The organism is Halomonas urumqiensis (assembly GCF_003028575.1).
Lineage (GTDB): Bacteria > Pseudomonadota > Gammaproteobacteria > Pseudomonadales > Halomonadaceae > Halomonas > Halomonas urumqiensis.
This window is the reverse complement of record NZ_PYUD01000005.1, coordinates 161,343-183,099: the sequence shown is the minus strand read 5'-3', so window position 1 is coordinate 183,099 and position 21,757 is coordinate 161,343. Positions and strand designations below refer to the sequence as shown.

Below are 21,757 nucleotides of genomic sequence, written 5' to 3'. Positions count from 1 at the left end.
AGATGATCGGTAAAGACTGCCAAGGAGACCGAGATGAGCGCCATTCGCCTGACCCAATACAGCCATGGTGCTGGCTGTGGTTGCAAGATCGCCCCCGATGTACTCGACGGCATCCTGGCCAAGGCGGGCCCGGGGGCATCCCATTCGCGGCTGATCGTCGGCAATCAGGGGCGTGAGGATGCCGCGGTTTATGATCTCGGTGATGGTCGCGGAATGATCGCGACCACCGATTTCTTCATGCCCATCGTCGATGACCCCTTCGATTTTGGCCGTATTGCGGCGACCAACGCGATCAGCGATGTCTACGCCATGGGCGGCACCCCGGTGCTGGCACTCGGTATTCTCGGCTGGCCGCTGGACAAGCTGGGTCCAGATGTCGCCGGTGATGTGGTCGGGGGCGCCCAGGCGGTGTGTCGCGAGCTTGGCCTGGCGCTGGCTGGCGGCCACTCCATCGATTCTTCCGAGCCGATATTCGGCCTGGCCGTCAATGGTCTGGTCGACCTTGAACATCTCAAGCTCAACAAGGGTGCCTTGCCCGGCGATCTGCTGTTCCTGACCAAGCCGTTGGGTGTTGGCATGCTCACCACCGCCGAGAAGAAAGGCCTGTTGGAGACGGGGCATCAGGGGCTTGCCCGTGAAACCATGCTCAAATCCAATCGTATCGGTGTCGAACTGGCCAAGATCAAGGGCGTCAATGCGATGACCGACGTGACCGGGTTTGGGCTTGCCGGGCATCTCGCTGAGGTTTGCACCGCGAGTGGTGTGGCGGCTCGTGTCGATTTCCGCAGGCTGCCGCGCCTGGCCGAGGCTGAAGCCTATCGGCGCCGTGGTGCCGTGCCCGGTGGGACCGTGCGTAATCGTGAGGCGCTGGGCGAGAGCTTGCCGCAGATGGATGAGGCTCACTGGCAATGGCTATGCGACCCCCAGACCTCCGGAGGCCTGCTGCTGTCGGTCCACCCTTCCTGGGAAGATGACGTCCAGCGTATCGGTCGCGCTCACGGTATCGAGCTTGTGCCCTTCGGCGAGGTGATCAAGGCCCAGGGGCCAGCCTTGATCGAGGTACGTGGATGAGTTTGCCGCTGGTCGAGCCAGATCTCTCGCTGCTGCGGGAATCCCGTGTGCTGATTGATGTGCGAGCCCCGGTGGAGTTTGCCCAAGGCGCGTTGCCTGGCGCCGTGAACCTGCCGCTGATGGACGATGATGAGCGGCATCTGGTCGGCATAGAGTACAAGCAGCGAGGCCAGCAGGCCGCCATCGCCCTCGGCGAGACGCTGGTCAGCGATGGCGTGAAGGCGGCGCGAGTGGCTGCCTGGCAAGGCCTGCTGGAGCGGCATCCCGATGCGCTCATCTACTGTTTTCGAGGCGGGTTGCGTTCGCAGGTCGCCCAACAGTGGATGGCCGAAGCCGGCATGTTACGGCCGCGTATACGGGGTGGCTGGAAGGCCATGCGGCGGGGGCTGTGTGAGCGAATCGACAGCGCCGCCCGACAGCCCCTGCTGGTGGTGGGCGGACTGACAGGCTGTGCCAAGACGGCGTTGATCACGGCGCTGGATAACGGCCTTGATCTGGAGGGCTGCGCCCGACACAAGGGGTCGGCCTTTGGTCGGCACCCCTTGCCGGCACCCAGCCAGATCGATTTCGAACACGCCATGGGTCGGCGCCTGCTCGATTTACCTGGCCCACTGGTGGTCGAGGACGAGTCGCGCCATATCGGTACCGCCAACATCCCGCTTTGCTTCTGGGGTGCCATGGAGCAAGCGCCGCGGCTGCGCGTGGAAATGCCGCTGGATTGGCGGCTGGCGCAGATCCACAAGGATTACATCGATGACTTGTGGGACGTTTACCGCTACCAGTGTGGCGAGTGGCTGGGCTGGAGCCTGATGCGCAAGCAACTGTCGAGTTCGCTGGCACGCTTGCGCAAGCGCCTGGGTAGCGCGCGTCTGGCGCGCCTGCAGCGATTGCAGCAGCTGGCCTTCCGGGAGCATGAGCGGGGTAACCGCCAGGCCCATGAAGCCTGGCTTGCGCCATTGCTCACTGAATACTATGACCCCATGTATCGTTACCAGCTGGAAAAGCATCCCGAGCGGCGCTTCCTGCATGTGGGCGACTGGGATAGTTGTCTGGCGGCGGCTCGCGAATGGACAGCCGAGGCCCGCGCTCAGCACTCAACGGCAGCAAGCCAGGGGTAACACCTGGAGGTTGGTCAAGGCATATTCGTGGTGCGCAGCCACTGGCTGAGCACACGATCGAGCAAAGGCGCCAGCCGGTCGAAGCGCCGGTCGTCGGCGAGCATCGCTTCACGATCCTGGGCGTGGGGGCTTGTGGTACTGCCCGCAGGGGTGGCCAGGTGGTCGAGGAGTGCGGTCACGCTCTCACTGGTGGCTTCCAGGTGGCACAGCAACCCGACAACACGTCCGGCATCCCAACTGAAACCCTGGACCGGGCTTGCTTCGCTGCCCCCAACTGGCAAGGCATCCTCGGGCAACGCGAAGACTTCTCGATGCCACATGAAGGCATCGAATTGCTCGGGGAGATCCATGGCGCTGTCCGCCGCCAGGGTGACACGCTGCCAGCCGGTTTCGGCATAGGTGCCGGGTGCCACCACCGCGCCGAGGGCGTCGGCGATCAGCCGAGCACCGAAACCGATGCCGAGTAGTGGCTTGTTGCTGTCCAGCGCACGCTCGATCAACTTGCGCTCTCGCGCAAGCCATGCGGGCGCTGCCTGATCCTTGGCACTCAAAGGCCCGTCGAGTACCACCAGGGCATCGCAATCGCTGAGCCGTGGCGGGGCCTCCCCGGTGTCGAGGTGAAAGATTGTGTGGCTGTGCCCCATGCTGACCAGCCAATCGGCCAGCCGGGCCGGGCCCTGGTGGGGGCTATGCTGAAGCAGGTGCAGATGCATGGATGTCCTCACCAGCGTTGAATGTGTGACGGCAGCTGTAACGGCAGAAGTGGTGGCTTGAGGAGCGAAGGGTACATGAAGCCGGTTGTGCGCGAACAGATATTGACGATAATCGCCGAGATTCCTCAGGGGCGGGTCACTACCTACGGTCGCATTGCCGCCATGACCGATGGGGCAACGCCGCGACTGGTGGCTCGCGCCCTGCGCGACCTCCCAACCGGACACACGCTTCCATGGTTTCGGGTGATCACCGCGTCGCGGCGCCTGGCCGATCATGCTGGCGCCCAAGAGCAGCGCGAACGGCTCGTCGCCGAAGGGGTGATCTTCGATGCAGGGGGACGCGTGCCCCTTCACAGCCTGTGGCCTTGATCATGGGACAGACATTTTCCAAGGAGACTCCATGAGCGGCTTTCATCAGCGCCTTTTGCAGCTTGAACCTCATCACCAACAAGCCTTCATGGCGGCATTATGCGAGCGGCTGCTACCCAATTATGGCCTGTACGCCGAGACCACCGGCCAGGGTGATTTACATGGCTTGCGAGTGATTCTGGACCTGGTCTGGGAGCGCTTGGCGGTGAAGGAAGCACGCATCGATTTCGACCGCCAGGCCGAAAAGCTCGCCGAACTCGAACCCCCCTTGGATGACGACAGTTTTGGCGCCAGGCGCGCACTGGAAGCGGTCGTGGCACTCTCGGCACTGCTCGATACCCTGCGGGGCGATGCATTGGACGCGGTGCTCGAGGTGAGCAGGACATCCAAGGGCGGCGTACGTGCCTTCATTGAGCTCACCGAAGGTGAGGAGGATGCCCAGCGACTGGCGGTGCTGGTCAAGACCCATCCACTGATGGAAGAGGAAAACGACTTTCAGGACGCCGTGCTCGAAGCCGTGGAGCAGTCGCCGCTTGACCGGGACAACCTCAAGGCGTTGCGGCGTCTCGGGCGCAATGAAGGGGTGAGCAATCTGGGGTTGTCACTCGATTGAGTAGAGCACGGGGATCGTGGCTCAGAAGCGCAGCCCGACGGTGATCATCGCACCGGCGGTGCCGAACACGATCAGATCCGACTCCATACGCCCCCAACGTACGCCGACGCTGGGTAATGCCGCCGGGGCAACTCCGAGATGATTGAACGGGATCTTGTCACGGTAGTCACCATCGTAGCCGCGCAGTAGCCCGGCGGTCAGCTTGGCGCGAAAGGTGATGTCGCCACTCGGTCGCCAGAAGGGGAATTCCCGTCCTGCATACCAGTACCAGCTTGGCTGGTCGAAGGAGTTGCGAAACCAGGCGGCGCCTACCAGCCAACGCTCGGGATTATGCAGTTCGATGCTGAGCAGCCGCTGGTCTTCGGTGTGCTCCGGGTCGCTGCTGAAGTGTTGGGTCACCAGGCTGGTCTGCACCAGGGTGTGGTCCAGTGACAGCTCGGGTGGCCAGACACGCGCGTTGTCGGCGCTGGCCAATGTCGCAGCGGACAGCAGCGCGCAAGCGATCAATCCTTCCCACTGGCGCGGTGCCTTCACGCTGCCTCCTAATGCGCTTAAAGGCGCATTTCGATGCCGTGTTCGACCATGTGACGCTTGGCTTCGGGAATGGTGTATTCACCGAAGTGGAAGATGCTCGCGGCCAGCACCGCATCGGCACCTCCTTCCAACACGCCGTGCACCAGGTGGTCGAGATTGCCAACCCCGCCGGAGGCAATCACCGGTACCGGCACTGCATCGGCGATCGCACGGGTCACACCGAGGTCGAAACCGATTTTGGTGCCGTCGCGGTCCATGCTGGTCAGCAACAATTCGCCGGCCCCGTACTCGACCATCTTCTTCGCCCATTCTACCGCATCGAGTCCAGTGGGACGGCGACCGCCATGGGTGAAAATTTCCCATCTCGGTGGCTCACCCTCGGCGGAAACCCGCTTGGCATCGATCGCCACCACGATACATTGGCTGCCGAAACGCTCGGCGGCTTCACGCACGAATTCAGGATTGTTCACCGCGGCGGTATTGATCGACACCTTGTCGGCACCGGCGTTGAGCATGGTGCGAATGTCATCGCAGCTACGAATGCCACCACCCACGGTCAGCGGAATGAAGACCTCGCCGGCGATGCGCTCGACCATTTCGACGGTGGTGGCGCGGTCTTCGTGGCTGGCGGTGATGTCGAGAAAGGTGATTTCGTCGGCACCCTGCTGGTTGTAGCGCTGCGCGATTTCCACCGGGTCACCGGCGTCGCGGATGCCGATGAAGTTGACGCCCTTGACCACGCGGCCGGCGTCGACATCGAGGCAGGGGATGATGCGCTTGGCGAGTCCCATGGTCATTTCCCCGTCGGTTGACTGGTGAGTTCGTCGCACAGCCGCTGGCCTTCGGCCACGTCCAGCGACCCTTCGTAGATGGCGCGGCCGGTAATGGCGCCCAGAATCCCCGGCTCGCCAGCGGCCACCAGGGCACGCAGGTCGCCGAGGTTGGTCACTCCGCCGGATGCGATGACCGGCAGCCCGCCTTCACGGGCAAGCGCGGCGGTAGCCTCGACATTGACGCCATTCATCATGCCGTCGCGGGCAATATCGGTATAGACGATGCTCGAGACGCCGTCATCAGCGAAACGCTTGGCGAGCTCGGTGGCCTTGACCGTCGAGACTTCGGCCCAGCCGTCGGTGGCCACGAAACCGTCGCGGGCATCCAGGCCGACGATGACATGCCCCGGAAAGGCACGGCACATTTTGCCGACGAAGTCCGGTTCCTTGACCGCCTTGGTACCGATGATCACGTAGGAAACACCGGCGGCGAGGTAGTGCTCGATGGTCTCGGCACTGCGGATGCCACCGCCGATCTGGATCGGTAGGTCCGGCCAGCGCCGGGCGATGGCGGTGACCGCGTCGCCGTTGATTGGCTGACCCTCGAAAGCGCCGTTGAGGTCGACCAGGTGCAGGCGACGCGCTCCGGCCTCGACCCAGCGGGCCGCCATGGCCACCGGGTCATCGCCATAGGTGGTGGCGTCATCCATGCGCCCCTGCTTGAGGCGGACGCACTTGCCGTCCTTGAGGTCGATGGCGGGAATTACCAGCATGTCAGGTCTCCATTCGGCGCGATGTCGGGCGCCATATCAACGCGGCGCGTAAGCCGGGCGTCGGTGGAAAGATCGGGGTATGAAGAATCAGGGCGCCCAACCGACGAAGTTCTCGAGCAGCCTGAGGCCTGCCCGGGAGCTCTTTTCGGGGTGGAATTGCACCGCGAAGGTGGCCTCCTTGCCAATCGCCACATGGGCATTGACGCGGCCATAGTCGGTGGTGCCGAATACCGTGGTGTCGTCCGCGGACTCGACATAGTAGCTGTGCACGAAATAGAAGTGCTCATCCTGGTCGATACCGGCCCAGAGTGGATGATCCTGTTGCTGGTGCACCAGGTTCCAGCCCATGTGCGGTACCTTCAGGCGCTGTCCTCGCTCATCCCTCATTTCGGCCGGGAAGCGACGCACCTCGCCGGGCATGAAGTTCAGGCAATCGATGCCACCATTCTCCTCGCTGTGCGCAAGCAACATCTGCTGACCCACGCAGATGCCGAGCAGCGGCTTGGACTGCTTGGCAAGCAATTCCTCGACCAGGCCGCGCAACTCTGTCTTCTCCAGCTCACCCATGCAATCGCGAATGGCCCCCTGGCCCGGTAGTACCAGACGGGTGGCGCCGAGAATGCAGCGCGGATCACGGGTCACGATCACGTTCTCGTGGGTGACGTGCTCCAGTGCCTTGGCGACGGAATGCAGATTACCCATCCCGTAGTCGATGACGGCAATGGTCATGTGGCGCTCCTCGTGTGGTCGGTCATGGGTTCACAGACAGCCCTTGGTGGACGGCATCTGTCCTGCCATGCGGGGGTCGGGCTCAACGGCCATGCGCAGGGCGCGGCCGAAGGCCTTGAAGATGGTCTCGGCCTGGTGGTGGGCGTTGAAGCCCTTCAGGTTGTCGATGTGCAGGGTGACCATGGCATGGCTCACGAAGCCTTGAAAAAACTCCCAGAACAACTGTGTGTCCATACTCCCGATGGCGGCGCGGGTGAATTCCACGTCCATGAATAGGCCAGGGCGACCGGAGAAATCCACCACCACGCGAGAAAGCGCCTCATCAAGTGGCACGTAGGCGTGGCCGTAGCGACGAATACCCCGCTTGTCGCCGATGGCGCGGGCGAACGCCTGGCCCAGGGTGATGCCAAGGTCCTCGACGGTATGGTGGTCGTCGATATGCAGGTCGCCGTCAGCCTTGATCTGCAGATCGACCAGGCCGTGGCGTGCCACCTGGTCGAGCATGTGGTCGAGAAAGGGAACGCCGGTCTCGCACTCGAGTTGCCCGGTGCCGTCAAGATTGACGGTGACGGTGATCTGGGTTTCCTGGGTGTCTCGGCTGACCGTGGCGATACGCTCGGACATGTTGCATCTCCAGCGCCTGGGCGCGTGTCAAAGTGGGGTCGATGTAGGCATCGGCCCGCGATACGGAGTGCCAGCGGTTGCCTGCCCGCCAACAAGAACCTGCCATTATAGAGAATCGGCTGGCCCATCCGCTACAATGCACTCCATCAAGCGGCGGCGACCCACGCCGCCCCGGCCAGGGAGACCCATGCATGCCGGTGACACTCCACTCCGTCGACCGTGCCTCCTGGGAAGCGGATGCCCAGGCGCGACTCGATCTGACGCGAATCTATGCCGACGCCCCCGCCGAGCGCCTGGCAATGCCCGTCGATGACTTCATCAGCCAGCACCTGGCCGCTGATTGCACCTTTCAGTGTGCTCGCTTCAATGATCGCCTGCTGGGTGCCGTGGCGGTACGCGAGGACCACGAGGCCTGGTGGCTGTCGCACCTGTGTGTCAGGAAACCGACCCGGCGCCGCGGGGTCGGGTCGCGCCTGCTGGCGCTGGTGGGAGAGGAAGCCGCTGCCAGGAGGCTGCTGCTGCGGGTGACCGCTTCCCAACTGCCGATGGCCGACCAGGTCCTGCTGTCGCGGCTGGGGTACCGGATGACCCAGACCGGTGACTATTTCGAACTCAATCTTCAAGGACAAGGGGATGATCGATGAAGCGTCTGTTGCGAACCCTGTTGGCGGCAGTTGGGGTACTCGCCCTGGTGGCGGTGGGCGCGGTGGTCTATGTCACGACCTTCTTCGACCCGGAGGACCTGAAGCCGCGACTGGTCGAGGTGGTGCGTGAACAGAGCGGGCTCGAATTGGCGCTCGACGGCCCCTTGACCTGGTCATTCTATCCGCGGCTCGGGGTCAGCGTAGCGAGTGCCGAGGCCTGGCTACCCGAGCAGGCGGTCGAGGAGGAAGACGCTTTCGTGGCTTTTCAGCAGGCCGAGGTGAGCCTTTCCTTTGCGCCGATCCTGCGCGGTGAGATCGCCATCGACGGCCTGACACTGGACGGCATGCGCCTTAACCTCGAACGCGACGAGCAGGGTCGCGGCAACTGGGAGTCGTTGATGGAACGCCTTGCCGAGCGCAGTGAGGCGGCCGAAGAAGTGCTGGCGCCGGCGAGTGCCGGGTTGCCTCCGGGCTCTGACACTCACCTTACCGTGGCCTTGAACGTGGCCAGTGTGCAGATTCGCGATGGCGAGATCAGCTATCGCGACCTGAGCAATGGGACTGAGCTGAGATTGACCGATGCCAGCATCAGTGGCAGCAACGTCAACCCGCGGCGTGCCTTTCCGCTCGAGGCCGGTTTTCGTCTGGATCGATACGATGAACTGGACTGGGAAGACAGCGAAAAAGCGCCATTGCTATCGAGTCGCATGGCCATGAAGGGTCGAGTTACCCTGAACCTTGCCGAGCGTCGCTATGTCACCGACGGACTTACCTTGAATGCCACCAGTCAGTTGGAAGGTGTGACAGGCGAACAACAGCTCAACCTCAGTGGGGATCAACTGATTGTCGATGTGCCTGGCGAACGACTAAGCCTCGAGGGCGGTAACCTCGAGGCAACGCTGCGCCATCCGCAGCTGGGCGACTCCGCACTGCCGCTGGCCATGGCGTTTGCCATGGATGCCGACCTGGCAGCGGGCTCCGCGCAGCTGCGCGATCTCGAGCTGACCGGCGACGATGGCTTGAAAGTGAGCGGTAATCTCAACCTGTCCTCGTTGTATGCATCCCCGGCCTACAGCGGCCAGATTAGCCTCGCCCCTCTATCGCTGCATCCCTGGCTTAAGCGCCTGTCGATGATGCCGACGCTTGCCGATGAATCGGCGCTGTCCGATGTGGCGCTGACCTCGCCTCTGGAAGGGAATATGCAAGGTGTCGAATTCACAGGTCTGACACTGGTGCTGGATGACAGCACCTTTACCGGAGAATTGGGCGTCGGGCTTGCCGGGCAACGTCTCGATTTCGACCTGCAAGGTGATCGTCTCAACCTGGACTCCTACATGCCGCCTGAGGCGCCGGCCGAGGAAGGCTCGGCAGCACTTTCGCTACCGGGCGTCAGTCAGGCCTACGCCGATCAACCGGCCACGCTGTTGCCGGTGGAGTGGCTTTCGACGCTGGATCTCGATGGGCAACTGACACTCGGGCGCTTGCAACTGGCCGGGCTTGAATTCAGTGACGTGTCACTTGCGCTCTCCGGGCGCGATGGACGCCAGCGACTGGTGGGTTTCGAATCCGGTTTCTACGAAGGTGAACTGGCGGCAAGCGGTGAGCTTGACCTGACTCGCGACGATCCGCACTGGCAGCTGGCACCGCGTCTCTCACGACTGCGGATCGACTCCCTGTTGGAGACTCTCGACGACCAGCCTGCGCCTTTGCGCGGGCGCTTGAACGCCGAAGGCGAGCTGACCTCGCGTGGCAATACCTGGCCTGATCTCAAGCGCAACCTGAATGGCAACATCGATACGCGAATCGATGACGGGGCGATCCTTGAGGTCAATGTGTCTCGCGAGCTGTGCACAGCGGCGGCCACTCTTGAAGGTGAGCAGACCACACGTGACTGGCATCCCGATACGCGGTTCGAACGTGCCCAGGCCAGCCTTCGCTTTCGTGATGGCAACGTCAATAGCGACGATCTGCTGATCACCATTCCAGGCATCGAGCTCGGTGGCGAGGGCTGGTTCGACCTTTCCAGTGAGCGCTTCGAAGCACGTGCCGCCGCTCGGGTGGTGGATGGTGCCGACCTTGCCTGCCGCGTCAATCCACGTCTTGAGCGCGTGTCCTTCCCGGTGCGCTGCGAGGGTAGCCTGGATGGCGACAGCAGCGAATGGTGTCGCTTCGATCGTGAGGCCTTCCAGGCCTCGTTGGGTGAGCTTGTGCGCGATGAAGTCACCAGCCGAGCCGGCGAAGAAGTCGAGCAACGCCTGGAGCGCCCCCTGCAGCAGCTGGAAGAACGCATCGGAGAAGACGCCGGCAGGGAACTTCGTGACACCCTGCGCGGTCTGTTTAATTGAGCAACAAACAGTCCCTGCGCCGGCCCTAGTGCCGGCGCTTTTTTTTGGAGAACGCATGAAGGAGTTGCCGGCCCCCGTCCTTGCTCCCGCCGACTTCCAGCAGCGACTGCTTGGCTGGTTCGACAAGCACGGCCGCCATGACCTGCCCTGGCAGCGGGATAGAACGCCCTACCGGGTGTGGGTATCGGAAATCATGCTGCAGCAGACCCAGGTCACCACGGTGATTCCGTACTTCGAGCGCTTCATGGCTCGCTTCCCGGATGTCGGCTCGCTTGCTTCAGCGCAACAGGACGAGGTGCTGCACCTGTGGACCGGCCTGGGCTACTACGCCCGTGGCCGGAATCTGCACAAGGCCGCTCAAGTGATCGTCGACAAACATGGCGGTGAACTGCCGCAGACGCTCGAGGCACTGGCCGAACTGCCCGGCATCGGACGCTCCACGGCCGGGGCGATCATTGCCCAGAGCCGAGGGCAGCGCGCGGTGATCCTCGACGGCAACGTCAAGCGCAGTCTGTCACGCCTGCATGCCGTGCCAGGTTGGCCGGGCCGGCCCGCGGTGGAACGAACGCTGTGGGCGCTGGCCGAACACTTCACACCGCAGGAACGCCTGGCCGACTACACGCAGGCGATGATGGACTTCGGCGCCACCCTGTGCCGACGTGGCGCCCCGGACTGCCCAAGCTGCCCCTTCAACGACGTCTGCGTGGCGCATGCACGTGGTGAGACGCGACGCTTTCCCGAATCCAAGCCGAAGAAGGCGCTGCCGACGCGGACCACGCTGATGTTGATGCTGTGTGACAACCGAGGCCGCGTGTTGCTCGAGCAGCGACCCGCCACCGGGCTGTGGGGGGGCTTGTGGAGCTTGCCCCAGTTCGATGATGACGAGTCGCTGCGGGCGTGGCTCGACCAGCATGCTCCCGGCAGCCAACTCGACCCGCCTCAGGCGACATTCACCCATGTGTTCAGTCATTTTCGCATGGAGATCACTCCCCAGTCCGCCAGGGTGGAGCGTCTCGATTCGGTAGGCGAGGCCCGGCGCTGGTACGATCCAGCACAGCCCGATCGACTCGGCCTGGCGGCACCTGTGAAAGCGCTGTTGACGTCTCTCGCGCCATTTTCGCTGACGGCCGCGCCAGGGCCTTGAACACCAATCCATCAGATCATATCGCGCTTCATGCGACATCCACCCGCCTCACAACGCCTCACAAGGAGCTCACATGAGCCAGACCGTCTTTTGCCGCAAGTACCAGCAGGAACTCGAAGCCCTGCCGTTTCCACCCCTGCCGGGCAAGAAGGGCCAGGAGATCCAGGCCAGTGTCTCGAAAAAAGCCTGGGAAGAATGGCAAGCTCTTCAGACCAGGCTAATCAACGAGAAACACCTCAACATGCTCGACCCGGCGTCGCGCGAGTACCTGATGGAGCAGATGGAACGCTTCCTGGATAACCTCGAAACCGACCAGGCCGAGGGCTATGTCCCGCGTGATTCCTGACCTTCTCGCCAGCAGCTGGTGTGCGCCATCTTTTTGAAACGGAAGGTGTTGACGACTCAAGCCCGTTAGGGTTTAATACGCACCGTTGGCAGCGGCCAGATAGCTCAGTTGGTAGAGCAGGGGATTGAAAATCCCCGTGTCGGCGGTTCGATTCCGTCTCTGGCCACCACACTGCTGGGGTATAGCCAAGTGGTAAGGCACCGGTTTTTGGTATCGGCATTCCCAGGTTCGAATCCTGGTACCCCAGCCATCGCCAACCCTGTTTCCGATTCTGTGACTCGAGTCGGTTCCCGAGCCGGCATAGCTCAGTTGGTAGAGCAACTGACTTGTAATCAGTAGGTCCCGGGTTCGACTCCTGGTGCCGGCACCATCGAAAAATCGGGAAGTTAATGAGTTGCAGCGCTTAAAAAACCGTCCATTGAGGCGGTTTTTTTGTATGTGAAGCAGCTGACGTAAAATTCCTGATGCCATGTGGTCAAGTCGTGCATGGCGTGTTGATCTTATCGGTATCCAGGCACCCTATTTATCTATGGCTGCCAAAGGTCCAGCACGTCCTCATCGGACGAGAAGTTTGCGTTGAGCCGCTTCGAAATGCCGTAACGGTGGACGCTTGGCGCATGTGGGGTAGACTGTCATGCCGGTCGCCATGAGCAGCACGCATAACGAGAAGGAGACGTTCCCCATGCACTTTGTCCCACGTTTCGCCGATGGTCAGGCGTTTCCCAATGCTCTTGGCAAGATCGTCTGCGTAGGTCGCAACTACGCCGATCATGCCAAGGAGCTGGACAACCCGGTGCCAAGCGAACCGTTGCTGTTCATCAAACCCGCCACCAGCGCGGTGGAACTGGAAAAGCCCATCGAGGCGCCCTTTTCGCGAGGCGAAGTACACTATGAGACCGAACTTGCGCTGCTGATAGGTGAGGAGCTTACCCACGCCACCACCGACGAGGCCGAGCGTGCGGTGGTGGGTATCGGCCTTGCGCTGGACCTGACCTTGCGTGATGTCCAGGCGCGGCTCAAGGAGAAGGGCCACCCCTGGGAGGCCGCCAAGGCCTTCGACGGTGCTTGCCCGCTCTCCGCGTTCCTGCCGCTTTCCCAGGTGCCCAACTGGAGTGCACTGACCTTCAGCCTGGAGGTCGATGGCGAGGCGCGCCAGCATGGCGAAGGTTCCGACATGCTATTCCCGGTGGCCACGCTGGTAGCCGAGATGAGCCGTCATTTCACTCTGTTGCCGGGCGATGTGGTGCTGACCGGCACCCCGGCGGGTGTCGGCCCGCTACCCCGGGGGGCCGAGCTGCACTTCACGCTGACCGGGGGGCTCGATATCACCACCCGTGTGGTGGACTGAGCCGCTCGGGCTAGCCGGACGCGAAAACGCCAATGCCTCGCCCCCTGGCGTGTCGATCAGGACGGCGGGGCATTGTGTGGTCGTGATGCGGTGGCCGGTGTCACTCGAGGTAGGTATAGCCCGCGAGTCCCTCCGAGAGGTCATTGAGGAAGCGGCGCTGTTCGGCGCTGCTCAGGCCGCTGCCGCGCAATTGCATGGCCAGGCGGTCGCGCAGCACGCCGGCATCGAAGTTCACGTAGCTGAGCACCTGGGCTACGGTGTCGCCCTGGAGCACTTCGGAGAGCACCCAGTTGCCATCGCCGTCGAGTGCGGCATCCACCGAATCGGTATCGCCGAACAGGTTGTGCAGGTCGCCAAGAATCTCCTGGTACGCGCCGACCATGAAGAAGCCCAGCAGCTTTTCCTCGCCTTCCCGCCACTCGGGCAGTGGCAGGGTGGTTTCCACACCCTGGCCATCCACGTAGCCGTCGATACGTCCGTCGGAATCACAGGTGATGTCCTGGATGACACCGCGGCGTTCGGGCTCCCGATTCAGGCCGGTCAGCGGGAGTACCGGAAATATCTGCTGGATGCCCCACACATCGGGCACCGACTGGAACAGTGAGAAGTTGACGAACAGCTTGTCGGCAAGCTTTTCGGCCAGTTCGTCGGCGATCTCGCGGTGGGCGCGGTTGCTGCGGGTGTCCAGCCGCTTGCGCAGCTTGGCGCAGGCGGCGAAGTAGACGGCTTCGCCCTCGGCACGCGCGGTAATGTCGGTCATGCCGATCACGAAGCGTTCGTGCAGCTCGCCCATTGACTGAACCAGATCATGCCACGCCTCGACCAGGCCGCGCGGTTCCACCTGGGCGTGCAGCAGGTCATGGACCCGCCATAGCTCGTTGACCTGCGGGTCACCCTCGACCCGACGTTCGGGGGCCTGTTCGCTGATTCGCTCCTCGCCAATCACGTTGGCGATGAGCACCGCATGGTGGGCAGTAAGCGCGCGGCCGGATTCACTGATCAGGTGGGGCTCGGGCAAGTTCTGCTCCTGGCAGGCTTGACGGAACGCATAGACCACGTTGCGGGCATACTCGAGCATCGAATAGTTGGCCGAACAGAAGCTGCGCGAGCGGGTTCCCTCGTAATCGACGCCAAGACCGCCACCCACATCCACGGTATCCACCGGTGCGCCTAGCTCGACCAGGCTCTGGTAGAAGCGCGCGCATTCGCGCAGCCCGCCCTGGATGTCGCGGATGTTGGCGATCTGCGAACCAAGGTGGAAGTGCACCATTTGCAGACTATCGAGTGCATCCGCATCGCGCAGCTGATCCACTACGCTCAAGATCTGGCTTGCCGTCAGGCCAAACTTGGACTTCTCGCCACCGGTGTTCTGCCAGCGGCCACGGCCCACCGAGGCCAGCCGTGCGCGCAGGCCGATGCGTGGCTTGACGCCGATGCTCTCGGCCTCCTCGAGGATCAACGGTAGTTCGGAAAGCTTTTCGACCACCAGGTAGACGCGATGGCCGAGCTTCTCGCCCATCAAGGCCAGCCGCACGTATTCGCGGTCCTTGTAGCCGTTGCAGACGATCAACGAGGAGCCGTCGCCGGAAAGTGCCAGCACCGCGAGCAATTCCGGCTTGCTGCCGGCTTCCAGGCCCACGCGGCCACGGCCACGCTCCTGGGTGGCGAGGATCTCCTCCACCACCCGGCGCTGCTGGTTGACCTTGATCGGATAGACGGCGGTATAGCCACCGGAGAAATGCTCCTCGGCCATGGCAGTATCGAAGGCGGCACACAGCTGCTCGACCCGGTCATGCAGGATATCCGAGAAGCGCACCAGCACTGGGAGTCGTAGATTGGCGCGACGCAGCTCCGTGACGAGTTCGCTCAGCGGCAGCGCCGGCCCCTCGGCCTCGCTGCCCAGTGGCCTCACCAGGGCATTTCCGGCGTCGTCGACGTCATAATAGCCGCTGCCCCACTGGTCGATGTTCCATACTCGCCGGGCACGTTGCACCGGGTTGTCGTCACTGCCAAGGGGCTGGGTCATTCGGATACCTCCGGAAGCGGTAGAGCACCATGATTCAGGCGTGCCAACAGGATGCTGCGGAATTGCTCGGGGTCGTGAGGCGTCAGGTCGTGGGCGGGTGGGTCGACATAGACCACCAGCAGACGCGATAGCCAGTAGCGTAGCGCCGTCATGCGCAGCATCATCGGCCACGCCTCGCGCTCCGCATCGGTCAGCGGTCGTCGCACTTGGTAGGCGGAAAGGATGGCGTCGTGACGCTTGGCATTCAACTGACCATCGGCATCGGTAGCCCAGTCGTTGATGACGATGGCCAGGTCGAACAGCAGATCACCCGTGCAGCCGTTATAGAAGTCGATGATGCCGCCCAGTCGGTCACCTTCGAACAAGGTATTGTCGCGGAACAGGTCGCCATGCAGGGCGCCCTGGGGCAGCTCCGGGGCGGCACCAAATACACCCTGGTACGTCTCTACCTCGTCCTTCATCAGCGTCTGGTCCTGTGGCGAGAGGTACCCAAGCACCTTGTGGTGCATGGGCAACAGCCAGTGCAGGTCGCGCGGGTTGGGTCGGTGACCGGGGAAGTATCGGGAGACCTTGTGCATGCGCCCAAGCGCGTCACCCAGCGCCTGGCACTGGGCCAGGTTGGGCGCCTTGGGAAACTTGCCGGGCATCCGCGGGAACAGCAGGGCCGGCTTGCCGGCCAGGCTGTGCAAGGCGACACCTTCGCGGTCATGCAACGGGCCGGGCACCGGCAGGCGGTGCTCGTCCAGGTAGTCCAGCAGCTCGACGAAGAACGGCAGCTCCTCGTGATCACCCTGTTCGAACAGGGTCAGTACCAAGTCGCGCCGGTCGGTGGTGACGAAGAAGGTACTGTTCTCGGTGCCTGCGGGCACGCCCTCCAGGGAGACCAGCGAACCGGCGTCGAAGCGGTCCAGGAAGTCCGCGACTTGAGTCTCGGATAGCGGTGTGAATACGGCCATGTGTCTCTCACCCGGGTTGCCAAGCCGCCTATTGTAGCGACTTGACGGTATGATGCACGTGCCCGGGGGCGAGTTTCGTTCGCAGGCTCAGAATGTCCGCAGTATCCATTCCGGCACAGCGATACGGTTACCATCCTGACGCTCGAAATTGCCGTCACCATCGCGGTCGACCAAGTAGTAAGCCGGCCCGCTGGAGGGTCGGATCTCGATGGCGTAGAGCTCGCCATTGACGCGGTACTCGCGAATGGTACGGTCCTGCTCCTCGCGGATGGTGATATCCGGCTCGAGGTCGGCAGCCGATTGCGCCAGTGCTGGTGTGCCGGCCACCAGGGCAAGCCCCAACGCCGAGGCAGCCAGCGTCAGGATGATTCGATGGTGGGCGTGCATGATGACCTCCGTGCCGATATCGGCGGGAAGATGTGATGTCATCAGTGTAAGGCCTGAGGCGGCCAACGCCTATGATTGGGGAGGCACGCGCGGCAAAATGGCGCCGCAATGCGTATCATGGATGACCAGCATCAAGCCTTTCGTATCCACTGCTTCTGCATCGACCCACAGGATTGCCGATACATGGCCGACTCGCCCATCGTTCTCGTCGACGGATCTTCCTATCTCTACCGCGCCTTTCACGCGCTGCCGCCTCTGACCACCTCGAAAGGACAGCCAACGGGCGCCATCAAGGGTGTGCTCAACATGCTCAAGCGGCTGATCAAGGACTATCCGGACAGCCCCATGGCGGTGGTCTTCGATGCTCCCGGCAAGACCTTTCGCGATGAGCTGTTCGAGCAATACAAGGCGCAGCGTCCGCCGATGCCCGATGACCTGCGCTCCCAGGTCAAGCCGCTGCACGAGTGCGTACGTGCGCTGGGGCTGCCGCTCTTGTGCATCGAGGGCGTCGAGGCCGACGATGTGATCGGTACCCTGGCGCGCATTGCCACAGAGGCTGGCCGTGACGCGGTGATCTCCACCGGCGACAAGGACATGGCGCAACTGGTGAATGGCCATATCACACTGGTCAACACCATGAAGGACGAGACCCTGAATCGCGAAGGCGTGCAGGAGAAATTCGGGCTGCCACCGGAACTGATCATCGACTTCCTGGCGCTGATGGGTGACAAGGTCGACAACATCCCCGGCGTGCCGGGGGTCGGCGAGAAGACCGCGCTCGGTCTGCTGCAGGGCATCGGCGGTGGGCTCGACACCCTCTACGCCGACCTCGACAAGGTCGCGACCCTGGGGTTTCGCGGTGCCAAGACACTGCCGAAGAAGCTCGAGGAACATCGCGAGCAGGCCTTTCTCTCCTATCAACTGGCCACCATCAAGACCGACTGCGATCTGCCGGTGGGGCTCGATGATCTGGTCATCGCCCAACCGGACCGCGAGGCGCTAAAGACGCTCTACCAGGAGCTCGAGTTCAGGGCATGGCTATCCGAACTGCTCGATGGCAAGGATCAGGGTGTCGACGATGTGGCCGGCGGCACGCCGACTCCGGCCGACGATGAACCGGCCTCGTCTCCTGGCCGCCAGGCCCGTGAGGATTGCGTGATCGTCGAGCAGGCCGAATTCGACGCCTGGCTCGAACGCCTGAAGGCTGCCGATCGATTCTGCTTCGATCTCGAAACCACCAGCCTCAACTACATGGAAGCCGATATCGTCGGCGTCGGGCTGGCATTGCAGTCCGGTGAGGCCGCCTATATTCCGCTGGCCCACGACTATCTGGATGCCCCGGCCCAGCTCGATCGTAACGCCGTTCTCGAGGCGCTCAAGCCACTCTGGGGAGATGCCACGAAAACCAAGATCGGCCAGAACCTCAAGTACGACATCTCGGTACTGGCGCGCGCCGGCATCGAGGTGGCCGGTCCGCTCGAGGACACCATGCTCGAATCCTATGTGCTGGATTCCACGGCCACCCGCCATGACATGGATTCGCTGGCGCTGAAGTATCTCGGCGAGAAGACCGTCTCCTTCGAAGAGATCGCCGGCAAAGGGGCCAAGCAACTGACGTTCAACCAGATTGCCCTGGAGCAGGCCGCGCCCTATGCCTGCGAGGATGTCGACATCACCCTGCGGCTGCACGAGACCTTGCGGCCACGCCTGGATGCCGAGGGGCGTCTCGGCGAGGTGCTCGACTCAATCGAGCTGCCGCTGATCCACGTGCTCTCGCGGATGGAGCGTGGCGGCGTGGCGCTGGACCCTGAACGCCTGCACACCCAGAGCCAGCAACTGGCCAAGCGTATCCAGGAGCTCGAAGGCCGGGCCTATGAGCTTGCGGGCCGTGAGTTCAACCTCGGCTCGCCCAAGCAGCTCGGTCAGATCCTGTTTGAGGAACAGAAGATCCCGGTGATCAAGAAAACCCCCAAGGGCGCGCCTTCCACCGCCGAGGCGGTGCTCGAGGAGCTGGCGCTGGATTACCCGCTACCCAAGGTGATCATGGAGCATCGCGGGCTTGCCAAGCTCAAGTCGACCTATACCGACAAGCTGCCGAGACTGGTCAACAAGGCCACGGGTCGGCTGCACACCAGCTACCATCAGGCGGTCACCGCCACCGGGCGGCTGTCATCCTCCGACCCCAACCTGCAGAACATCCCGATTCGCACCGAGGAAGGGCGGCGCATTCGCCAGGCCTTCGTGGCGCGTCCCGGCTACCGCATCGTTGCCGCCGATTATTCGCAGATCGAGCTGCGCATCATGGCCCACCTCTCCGAGGACAAGGGCCTGCTCGAGGCCTTCGCCGAGGGGCGCGACATCCACTCGGCCACCGCCGCCGAGGTGTTTGGCGTGGCGCTGGACAAGGTCAGCGGCGACCAGCGACGCAGCGCCAAGGCGATCAACTTCGGACTGATCTATGGCATGAGTGCCTGGGGCCTGTCTCGCCAGCTGCATATCGAGCGCAACCAGGCGCAGACGTACATCGATCGCTATTTTGACCGCTACCCGGGCGTGGCTCGCTACATGGAGCGAATTCGTGCCCAGGCCGCCGAGGATGGCTTCGTGGAAACCGTGTTCGGTCGGCGCCTCTACCTGCCGGAAATCCACGCCCAGAATCACGCCCGCCGCCAGGGTGCCGAGCGTACCGCGATCAACGCCCCCATGCAGGGCACTGCCGCCGACATCATCAAGCGGGCGATGATCGATGTAGACGGCTGGCTTGCCGGAGAGGATTTCGATGCGCTGATGGTCATGCAGGTGCATGACGAACTGGTCTTCGAAGTCGCCGAGGCCCAGGTGGATGACTTCATCGAGCAAGCGAAGGTGCGCATGCAAGCCGCCGCCGAGCTCAGCGTGCCATTGACCGTCGAGGCCCAGAGCGGCGCCAATTGGGACGAGGCGCACTGACGACGGCGAGGCGGCAGCCATGCAGGGTGTCTGGCCAGCCGCTGCGGGTCATCTGGGAATCAGCAGCACGATGCCAGAGATCATGGCGAAGGACAGCACCCCGAGACGCAAGCGTCGTGCGTTCAGGCGGTGATGCATCATGCGGCTGGTGATGCTGCCGACCGCTAGCGCCGGCAGCAGGGACAGTGCCCATAGCCATTGGTGGGGCTGGAACTGCCCGGCGACAGCCAGGATGGCGAGCGATACCAGCTCGCCGACCAGAAAGCACAACGCGATGGTGGAGCGCAGTACCGGCCCCGGGCGGTGCTGGTAGAGCAGGGCCAGGGGCGGCCCGCCAACGCCGGTGGCGGTCTCGGTCACGCCGGTGATGACGCCCACCGCCGCACAAGCGCTGCGGCCGGGCTGAAATACAGGGGCGAACAGCGCGGCCAGAACGGCAAGAATCGTCGAGGCGCCGATCAACTGGTTGAGCCCATTGGCGGACATCACCACCAGAATGCCAAGCCCGGCAAGGGTGCCGGGGAGTCGCCCCATGCTGACCCAACCAACCCCTTTCCAGTCGATGGCGTCGCGCTCGCGCAGGCCTACGTAGCCATTCAGCGGCAGCATCAGGATCAGCAGGGCGATCGGCAGCAGGTCGGGGCGCACTAGCCCCATCACCGGCGCGACGATCAACGCGAAACCGATGCCCACCGCCCCCTGGATGAAGGCGGCAACGCCGGTGGCCAGAGCCAGCAGCGCGAAAATCCCGATATCACTCATGGGTGGTGCCGTTCGGTTGTGTGTTGATTGGATTGGGGCGAGGCATCTTGCCGATGTCGCGAGAGAGACGGTGAGTCATGTTGTGTGTGTTGTGGCGAGTGTTGTGGTGAGTGCTGGCGTGAAGGATGCAGTGCACGATGCTGTGCGGCAGTGGCATGCACGCGGTAGATCGGCGCCTGATGCACGGCGGCGGATGCCTCGCGAACCTGTCGCAGCAGCGCGCGCGCGTCCCAGCCCACGGGCCAGCCTTGCCAGCACCGTAACCGGCCATTGGTGAAGACGCCCGTCAACTGGTCACGGTTGGCGTAGCGAACCAGCTCCCAGGGGCGATCCCAGGAGGGCGTCATCTCCGGAACGTCCAGGTCGACCAGCAGGAAGTCGGCGGCCAGTCCCGGGGCAATCTCCCCGGTCAGGCCAGTCAGGCCGGCGACATCCGCCGCGCCACGCGTGGCATGCTCCAGCCACCGCCAGCCACCGCCACATGACGAGTCGCCACTGGCGAGGCCGAAGGCCAGCCGTTGGCTGGTCTCCGCGGCATCCATCAAGCGGAAGGCATCGCTGCGGGTGCCGTCCGTGCCGAGCCCGAAGCGAATGCCCATGGCCGCCATCTGCAGTGCCGGGGCAACCGCATTGCCCTTCCAGGCGCTCGCCACCGGGTTGAAAGCCACCGCCGTATCCGTGTCGCGCAGCAGGTTGAGCTCATCGGGGGTCACCAGGGTGGCATGGGCTACCAGCGCCTGTGGCCCCAGTGCCCCCACGGCATGCAGGTGCTCCAGGGGGCGCTGCCGGCGTGCCACCAGGGAGCGCTCGACGGCCTGAAGGTGCTCGTTGACGTGGGTCTGGAAGACGGTCCCGGCCTCTGCGCAGAGCGCAGAGGTGGCGTGCAGCATCGCGTCGCTGGCCGCCTCGGGAATGGAGATCGCCAGGGAAGGTTTGACGAGCGAATGGCCTTCCCAGCGCTCAAGATGACGCTCGGCGCGTTGCAGGATCTGCGGGCCCTCATGCATGGCTGCCGTGCCGCCCAGGTCATTGCAGATCAGGCCCAGTACGCAGCGCAGCCCCGTCTGCTCGGCGGCAAGCGCGATGGCCGCGGTGTCGCCAGCCGAGCGGGTGCCGGCGTCCACGGCGGTGGTGAAGCCTCCCCGGAGGGCTTCCAGTGCCGCCAACTTGGCGGACAACTGGAGCATGTCCTCATCCAGGCTGCCCTCCAGTGGCACCCAGACCCGCTTGAAAATCTCGGAAGGCTCGCCGCACACCAGCGACTTGCCAAGCGATTGGGTCAAGTGATGGTGAGTGTCGATGAAGCCAGGCATCAGCAATTGGTCCGGCAGCACGATGGGCGGCAGTTCCGGATGGCGACGGGTGAGCGCCTGCGCGTCATCCACCTCCTGGAAGCAGCCATCGGCGATCAGCACGGCCTTGCCGGAGTGACAGCCGTCAGCCAGCAGAACCTCTGCGGGAAGCAGCAGCAGACGTTCGGCGGCGAACGTGTCGGGGGACAAGGTCGAGCGAGGCGTGTTGGACATGTGCATC

The 21,757-nt window shown here is 63.4% G+C and carries 21 protein-coding genes and 3 tRNA genes; 13 read left to right on the top strand and 11 right to left on the bottom strand.

The window, feature by feature from the left end; all coding sequences use genetic code 11:
* Positions 1-33 precede the first annotated feature (33 nt).
* Positions 34-1,071, top strand: coding sequence for a selenide, water dikinase SelD (gene selD / locus C6V82_RS14040; protein WP_102587385.1), 1,038 nt, complete (start codon positions 34-36; stop codon positions 1,069-1,071).
* A complete protein-coding gene (mnmH, locus tag C6V82_RS14035; protein ID WP_102587386.1) occupies positions 1,068-2,189 on the top strand; it encodes a tRNA 2-selenouridine(34) synthase MnmH in 1,122 nt (373 codons plus the stop codon). Before selD ends, mnmH begins: the two co-directional genes overlap by 4 nt.
* 14 nt (positions 2,190-2,203) lie before the next feature.
* Here the strand turns inward: mnmH and C6V82_RS14030 are convergent, their stop codons facing one another.
* Positions 2,204-2,902 carry a type 1 glutamine amidotransferase gene (locus C6V82_RS14030; protein ID WP_102587387.1) on the bottom strand — a complete coding sequence of 233 codons (699 nt, stop codon included), beginning with the start codon at positions 2,900-2,902 and terminating at the stop codon, positions 2,204-2,206.
* A 75-nt stretch (positions 2,903-2,977) separates the two neighbouring features.
* On the opposite strand from C6V82_RS14030, the gene C6V82_RS14025 reads away from it, so the two are divergent.
* Both C6V82_RS14025 and C6V82_RS14020 read left to right on the top strand, forming a co-directional pair.
* Positions 2,978-3,271, top strand: a complete 294-nt coding sequence (locus C6V82_RS14025; RefSeq protein WP_102587388.1) for an MGMT family protein — start codon at positions 2,978-2,980, stop codon at positions 3,269-3,271.
* A 31-nt stretch (positions 3,272-3,302) separates the two neighbouring features.
* Positions 3,303-3,884: a YjaG family protein gene (locus tag C6V82_RS14020; protein ID WP_102587389.1), complete on the top strand. Its 582-nt coding sequence runs from the start codon at positions 3,303-3,305 to the stop codon at positions 3,882-3,884.
* 21 nt (positions 3,885-3,905) lie between these two features.
* Here the strand turns inward: C6V82_RS14020 and C6V82_RS14015 are convergent, their stop codons facing one another.
* The 5 genes from C6V82_RS14015 to hisB all read right to left on the bottom strand — a co-directional run bounded on the left by C6V82_RS14015 (position 3,906) and on the right by hisB (position 7,317).
* Entirely contained in the window at positions 3,906-4,418 is a 513-nt protein-coding gene (locus tag C6V82_RS14015; RefSeq protein WP_102587390.1) for a hypothetical protein, read from the bottom strand.
* A 17-nt stretch (positions 4,419-4,435) separates the two neighbouring features.
* Positions 4,436-5,209, bottom strand: coding sequence for an imidazole glycerol phosphate synthase subunit HisF (gene hisF / locus C6V82_RS14010; RefSeq protein ID WP_102587391.1), 774 nt, complete (start codon positions 5,207-5,209; stop codon positions 4,436-4,438).
* A gap of 2 nt (positions 5,210-5,211) precedes the next feature.
* The gene (gene hisA, locus C6V82_RS14005; protein ID WP_102587392.1) at positions 5,212-5,964 is read right to left on the bottom strand and encodes a 1-(5-phosphoribosyl)-5-[(5-phosphoribosylamino)methylideneamino]imidazole-4-carboxamide isomerase; all 753 of its coding nucleotides are present in this window, start codon (positions 5,962-5,964) and stop codon (positions 5,212-5,214) included.
* Between the two features lie 87 nt (positions 5,965-6,051).
* A complete protein-coding gene (hisH, locus tag C6V82_RS14000; protein ID WP_102587393.1) occupies positions 6,052-6,693 on the bottom strand; it encodes an imidazole glycerol phosphate synthase subunit HisH in 642 nt (213 codons plus the stop codon).
* A 30-nt stretch (positions 6,694-6,723) separates the two neighbouring features.
* On the bottom strand, positions 6,724-7,317 hold the full coding sequence (hisB, locus tag C6V82_RS13995; RefSeq protein ID WP_102587394.1) for an imidazoleglycerol-phosphate dehydratase HisB: 594 nt from the start codon (positions 7,315-7,317) through the stop codon (positions 6,724-6,726).
* Between the two features lie 191 nt (positions 7,318-7,508).
* Here hisB and C6V82_RS13990 point away from each other — a divergent pair, with 191 nt between their 5' ends.
* The 8 genes from C6V82_RS13990 (at position 7,509) to C6V82_RS13955 (ending at position 13,144) form a co-directional block, all read left to right on the top strand.
* Complete coding sequence (locus C6V82_RS13990) at positions 7,509-7,961, top strand: acetyl-CoA sensor PanZ family protein (RefSeq protein WP_102587395.1); 453 nt, start codon at positions 7,509-7,511, stop codon at positions 7,959-7,961.
* Positions 7,958-10,306: an AsmA family protein gene (locus tag C6V82_RS13985; RefSeq protein WP_102587396.1), complete on the top strand. Its 2,349-nt coding sequence runs from the start codon at positions 7,958-7,960 to the stop codon at positions 10,304-10,306. The genes C6V82_RS13990 and C6V82_RS13985 overlap by 4 nt, the downstream gene beginning before the upstream one ends.
* A 55-nt stretch (positions 10,307-10,361) precedes the next feature.
* The gene (gene mutY, locus C6V82_RS13980) at positions 10,362-11,450 is read left to right on the top strand and encodes an A/G-specific adenine glycosylase (RefSeq protein WP_102587397.1); all 1,089 of its coding nucleotides are present in this window, start codon (positions 10,362-10,364) and stop codon (positions 11,448-11,450) included.
* A gap of 73 nt (positions 11,451-11,523) precedes the next feature.
* Positions 11,524-11,796, top strand: coding sequence for an oxidative damage protection protein (locus C6V82_RS13975; protein WP_102587398.1), 273 nt, complete (start codon positions 11,524-11,526; stop codon positions 11,794-11,796).
* Between the two features lie 93 nt (positions 11,797-11,889).
* A tRNA-Phe gene (locus C6V82_RS13970) sits at positions 11,890-11,965 on the top strand.
* Positions 11,966-11,971: 6 nt separating this feature from the next.
* Positions 11,972-12,046: transfer RNA gene (locus C6V82_RS13965), tRNA-Gln, on the top strand.
* A gap of 44 nt (positions 12,047-12,090) precedes the next feature.
* Positions 12,091-12,166, top strand: a tRNA-Thr gene (locus tag C6V82_RS13960).
* Between the two features lie 312 nt (positions 12,167-12,478).
* Positions 12,479-13,144 carry a fumarylacetoacetate hydrolase family protein gene (locus C6V82_RS13955; RefSeq protein ID WP_102587399.1) on the top strand — a complete coding sequence of 222 codons (666 nt, stop codon included), beginning with the start codon at positions 12,479-12,481 and terminating at the stop codon, positions 13,142-13,144.
* A gap of 100 nt (positions 13,145-13,244) precedes the next feature.
* Here the strand turns inward: C6V82_RS13955 and speA are convergent, their stop codons facing one another.
* The 3 genes from speA to C6V82_RS13940 all read right to left on the bottom strand — a co-directional run bounded on the left by speA (position 13,245) and on the right by C6V82_RS13940 (position 16,555).
* Positions 13,245-15,170, bottom strand: coding sequence for a biosynthetic arginine decarboxylase (gene speA, locus C6V82_RS13950; RefSeq protein ID WP_102587400.1), 1,926 nt, complete (start codon positions 15,168-15,170; stop codon positions 13,245-13,247).
* Complete coding sequence (locus tag C6V82_RS13945; protein ID WP_102587401.1) at positions 15,167-16,126, bottom strand: homoserine kinase; 960 nt, start codon at positions 16,124-16,126, stop codon at positions 15,167-15,169. The genes speA and C6V82_RS13945 overlap by 4 nt, the downstream gene beginning before the upstream one ends.
* A gap of 87 nt (positions 16,127-16,213) precedes the next feature.
* Positions 16,214-16,555, bottom strand: a complete 342-nt coding sequence (locus C6V82_RS13940; RefSeq protein ID WP_229843209.1) for a DUF2782 domain-containing protein — start codon at positions 16,553-16,555, stop codon at positions 16,214-16,216.
* A 141-nt stretch (positions 16,556-16,696) separates the two neighbouring features.
* Between C6V82_RS13940 and polA the strand changes: the two genes are divergently transcribed.
* Entirely contained in the window at positions 16,697-19,462 is a 2,766-nt protein-coding gene (gene polA / locus C6V82_RS13935; RefSeq protein WP_102587441.1) for a DNA polymerase I, read from the top strand.
* Positions 19,463-19,510: 48 nt separating this feature from the next.
* Here polA and C6V82_RS13930 read toward each other — a convergent pair whose 3' ends face one another.
* Positions 19,511-20,224, bottom strand: a complete 714-nt coding sequence (locus C6V82_RS13930) for a sulfite exporter TauE/SafE family protein (protein WP_102587402.1) — start codon at positions 20,222-20,224, stop codon at positions 19,511-19,513.
* A complete protein-coding gene (locus C6V82_RS13925; protein ID WP_219724484.1) occupies positions 20,221-21,756 on the bottom strand; it encodes an amidohydrolase family protein in 1,536 nt (511 codons plus the stop codon). Before C6V82_RS13925 ends, C6V82_RS13930 begins: the two co-directional genes overlap by 4 nt.
* Position 21,757: the final 1 nt, after the last annotated feature.

Excerpts from the sequence above, each read along its gene's own strand:
- selD (WP_102587385.1), top strand. The coding sequence starts at position 34 with ATGAGCGCCATTCGCCTGACCCAATACAGCCATGGTGCTGGCTGTGGT.
- mnmH (WP_102587386.1), top strand. The coding sequence starts at position 1,068 with ATGAGTTTGCCGCTGGTCGAGCCAGATCTCTCGCTGCTGCGGGAATCC.
- C6V82_RS14030 (WP_102587387.1), bottom strand. The coding sequence starts at position 2,902 with ATGCATCTGCACCTGCTTCAGCATAGCCCCCACCAGGGCCCGGCCCGG.
- C6V82_RS14025 (WP_102587388.1), top strand. The coding sequence starts at position 2,978 with ATGAAGCCGGTTGTGCGCGAACAGATATTGACGATAATCGCCGAGATT.
- C6V82_RS14020 (WP_102587389.1), top strand. The coding sequence starts at position 3,303 with ATGAGCGGCTTTCATCAGCGCCTTTTGCAGCTTGAACCTCATCACCAA.
- hisF (WP_102587391.1), bottom strand. The coding sequence starts at position 5,209 with ATGGGACTCGCCAAGCGCATCATCCCCTGCCTCGATGTCGACGCCGGC.
- hisA (WP_102587392.1), bottom strand. The coding sequence starts at position 5,964 with ATGCTGGTAATTCCCGCCATCGACCTCAAGGACGGCAAGTGCGTCCGC.
- hisH (WP_102587393.1), bottom strand. The coding sequence starts at position 6,693 with ATGACCATTGCCGTCATCGACTACGGGATGGGTAATCTGCATTCCGTC.
- hisB (WP_102587394.1), bottom strand. The coding sequence starts at position 7,317 with ATGTCCGAGCGTATCGCCACGGTCAGCCGAGACACCCAGGAAACCCAG.
- C6V82_RS13990 (WP_102587395.1), top strand. The coding sequence starts at position 7,509 with ATGCCGGTGACACTCCACTCCGTCGACCGTGCCTCCTGGGAAGCGGAT.
- C6V82_RS13985 (WP_102587396.1), top strand. The coding sequence starts at position 7,958 with ATGAAGCGTCTGTTGCGAACCCTGTTGGCGGCAGTTGGGGTACTCGCC.
- mutY (WP_102587397.1), top strand. The coding sequence starts at position 10,362 with ATGAAGGAGTTGCCGGCCCCCGTCCTTGCTCCCGCCGACTTCCAGCAG.
- C6V82_RS13975 (WP_102587398.1), top strand. The coding sequence starts at position 11,524 with ATGAGCCAGACCGTCTTTTGCCGCAAGTACCAGCAGGAACTCGAAGCC.
- C6V82_RS13955 (WP_102587399.1), top strand. The coding sequence starts at position 12,479 with ATGCACTTTGTCCCACGTTTCGCCGATGGTCAGGCGTTTCCCAATGCT.
- speA (WP_102587400.1), bottom strand. The coding sequence starts at position 15,170 with ATGACCCAGCCCCTTGGCAGTGACGACAACCCGGTGCAACGTGCCCGG.
- C6V82_RS13945 (WP_102587401.1), bottom strand. The coding sequence starts at position 16,126 with ATGGCCGTATTCACACCGCTATCCGAGACTCAAGTCGCGGACTTCCTG.
- C6V82_RS13940 (WP_229843209.1), bottom strand. The coding sequence starts at position 16,555 with ATGACATCACATCTTCCCGCCGATATCGGCACGGAGGTCATCATGCAC.
- polA (WP_102587441.1), top strand. The coding sequence starts at position 16,697 with ATGGCCGACTCGCCCATCGTTCTCGTCGACGGATCTTCCTATCTCTAC.
- C6V82_RS13930 (WP_102587402.1), bottom strand. The coding sequence starts at position 20,224 with ATGAGTGATATCGGGATTTTCGCGCTGCTGGCTCTGGCCACCGGCGTT.
- C6V82_RS13925 (WP_219724484.1), bottom strand. The coding sequence starts at position 21,756 with ATGCACATGTCCAACACGCCTCGCTCGACCTTGTCCCCCGACACGTTC.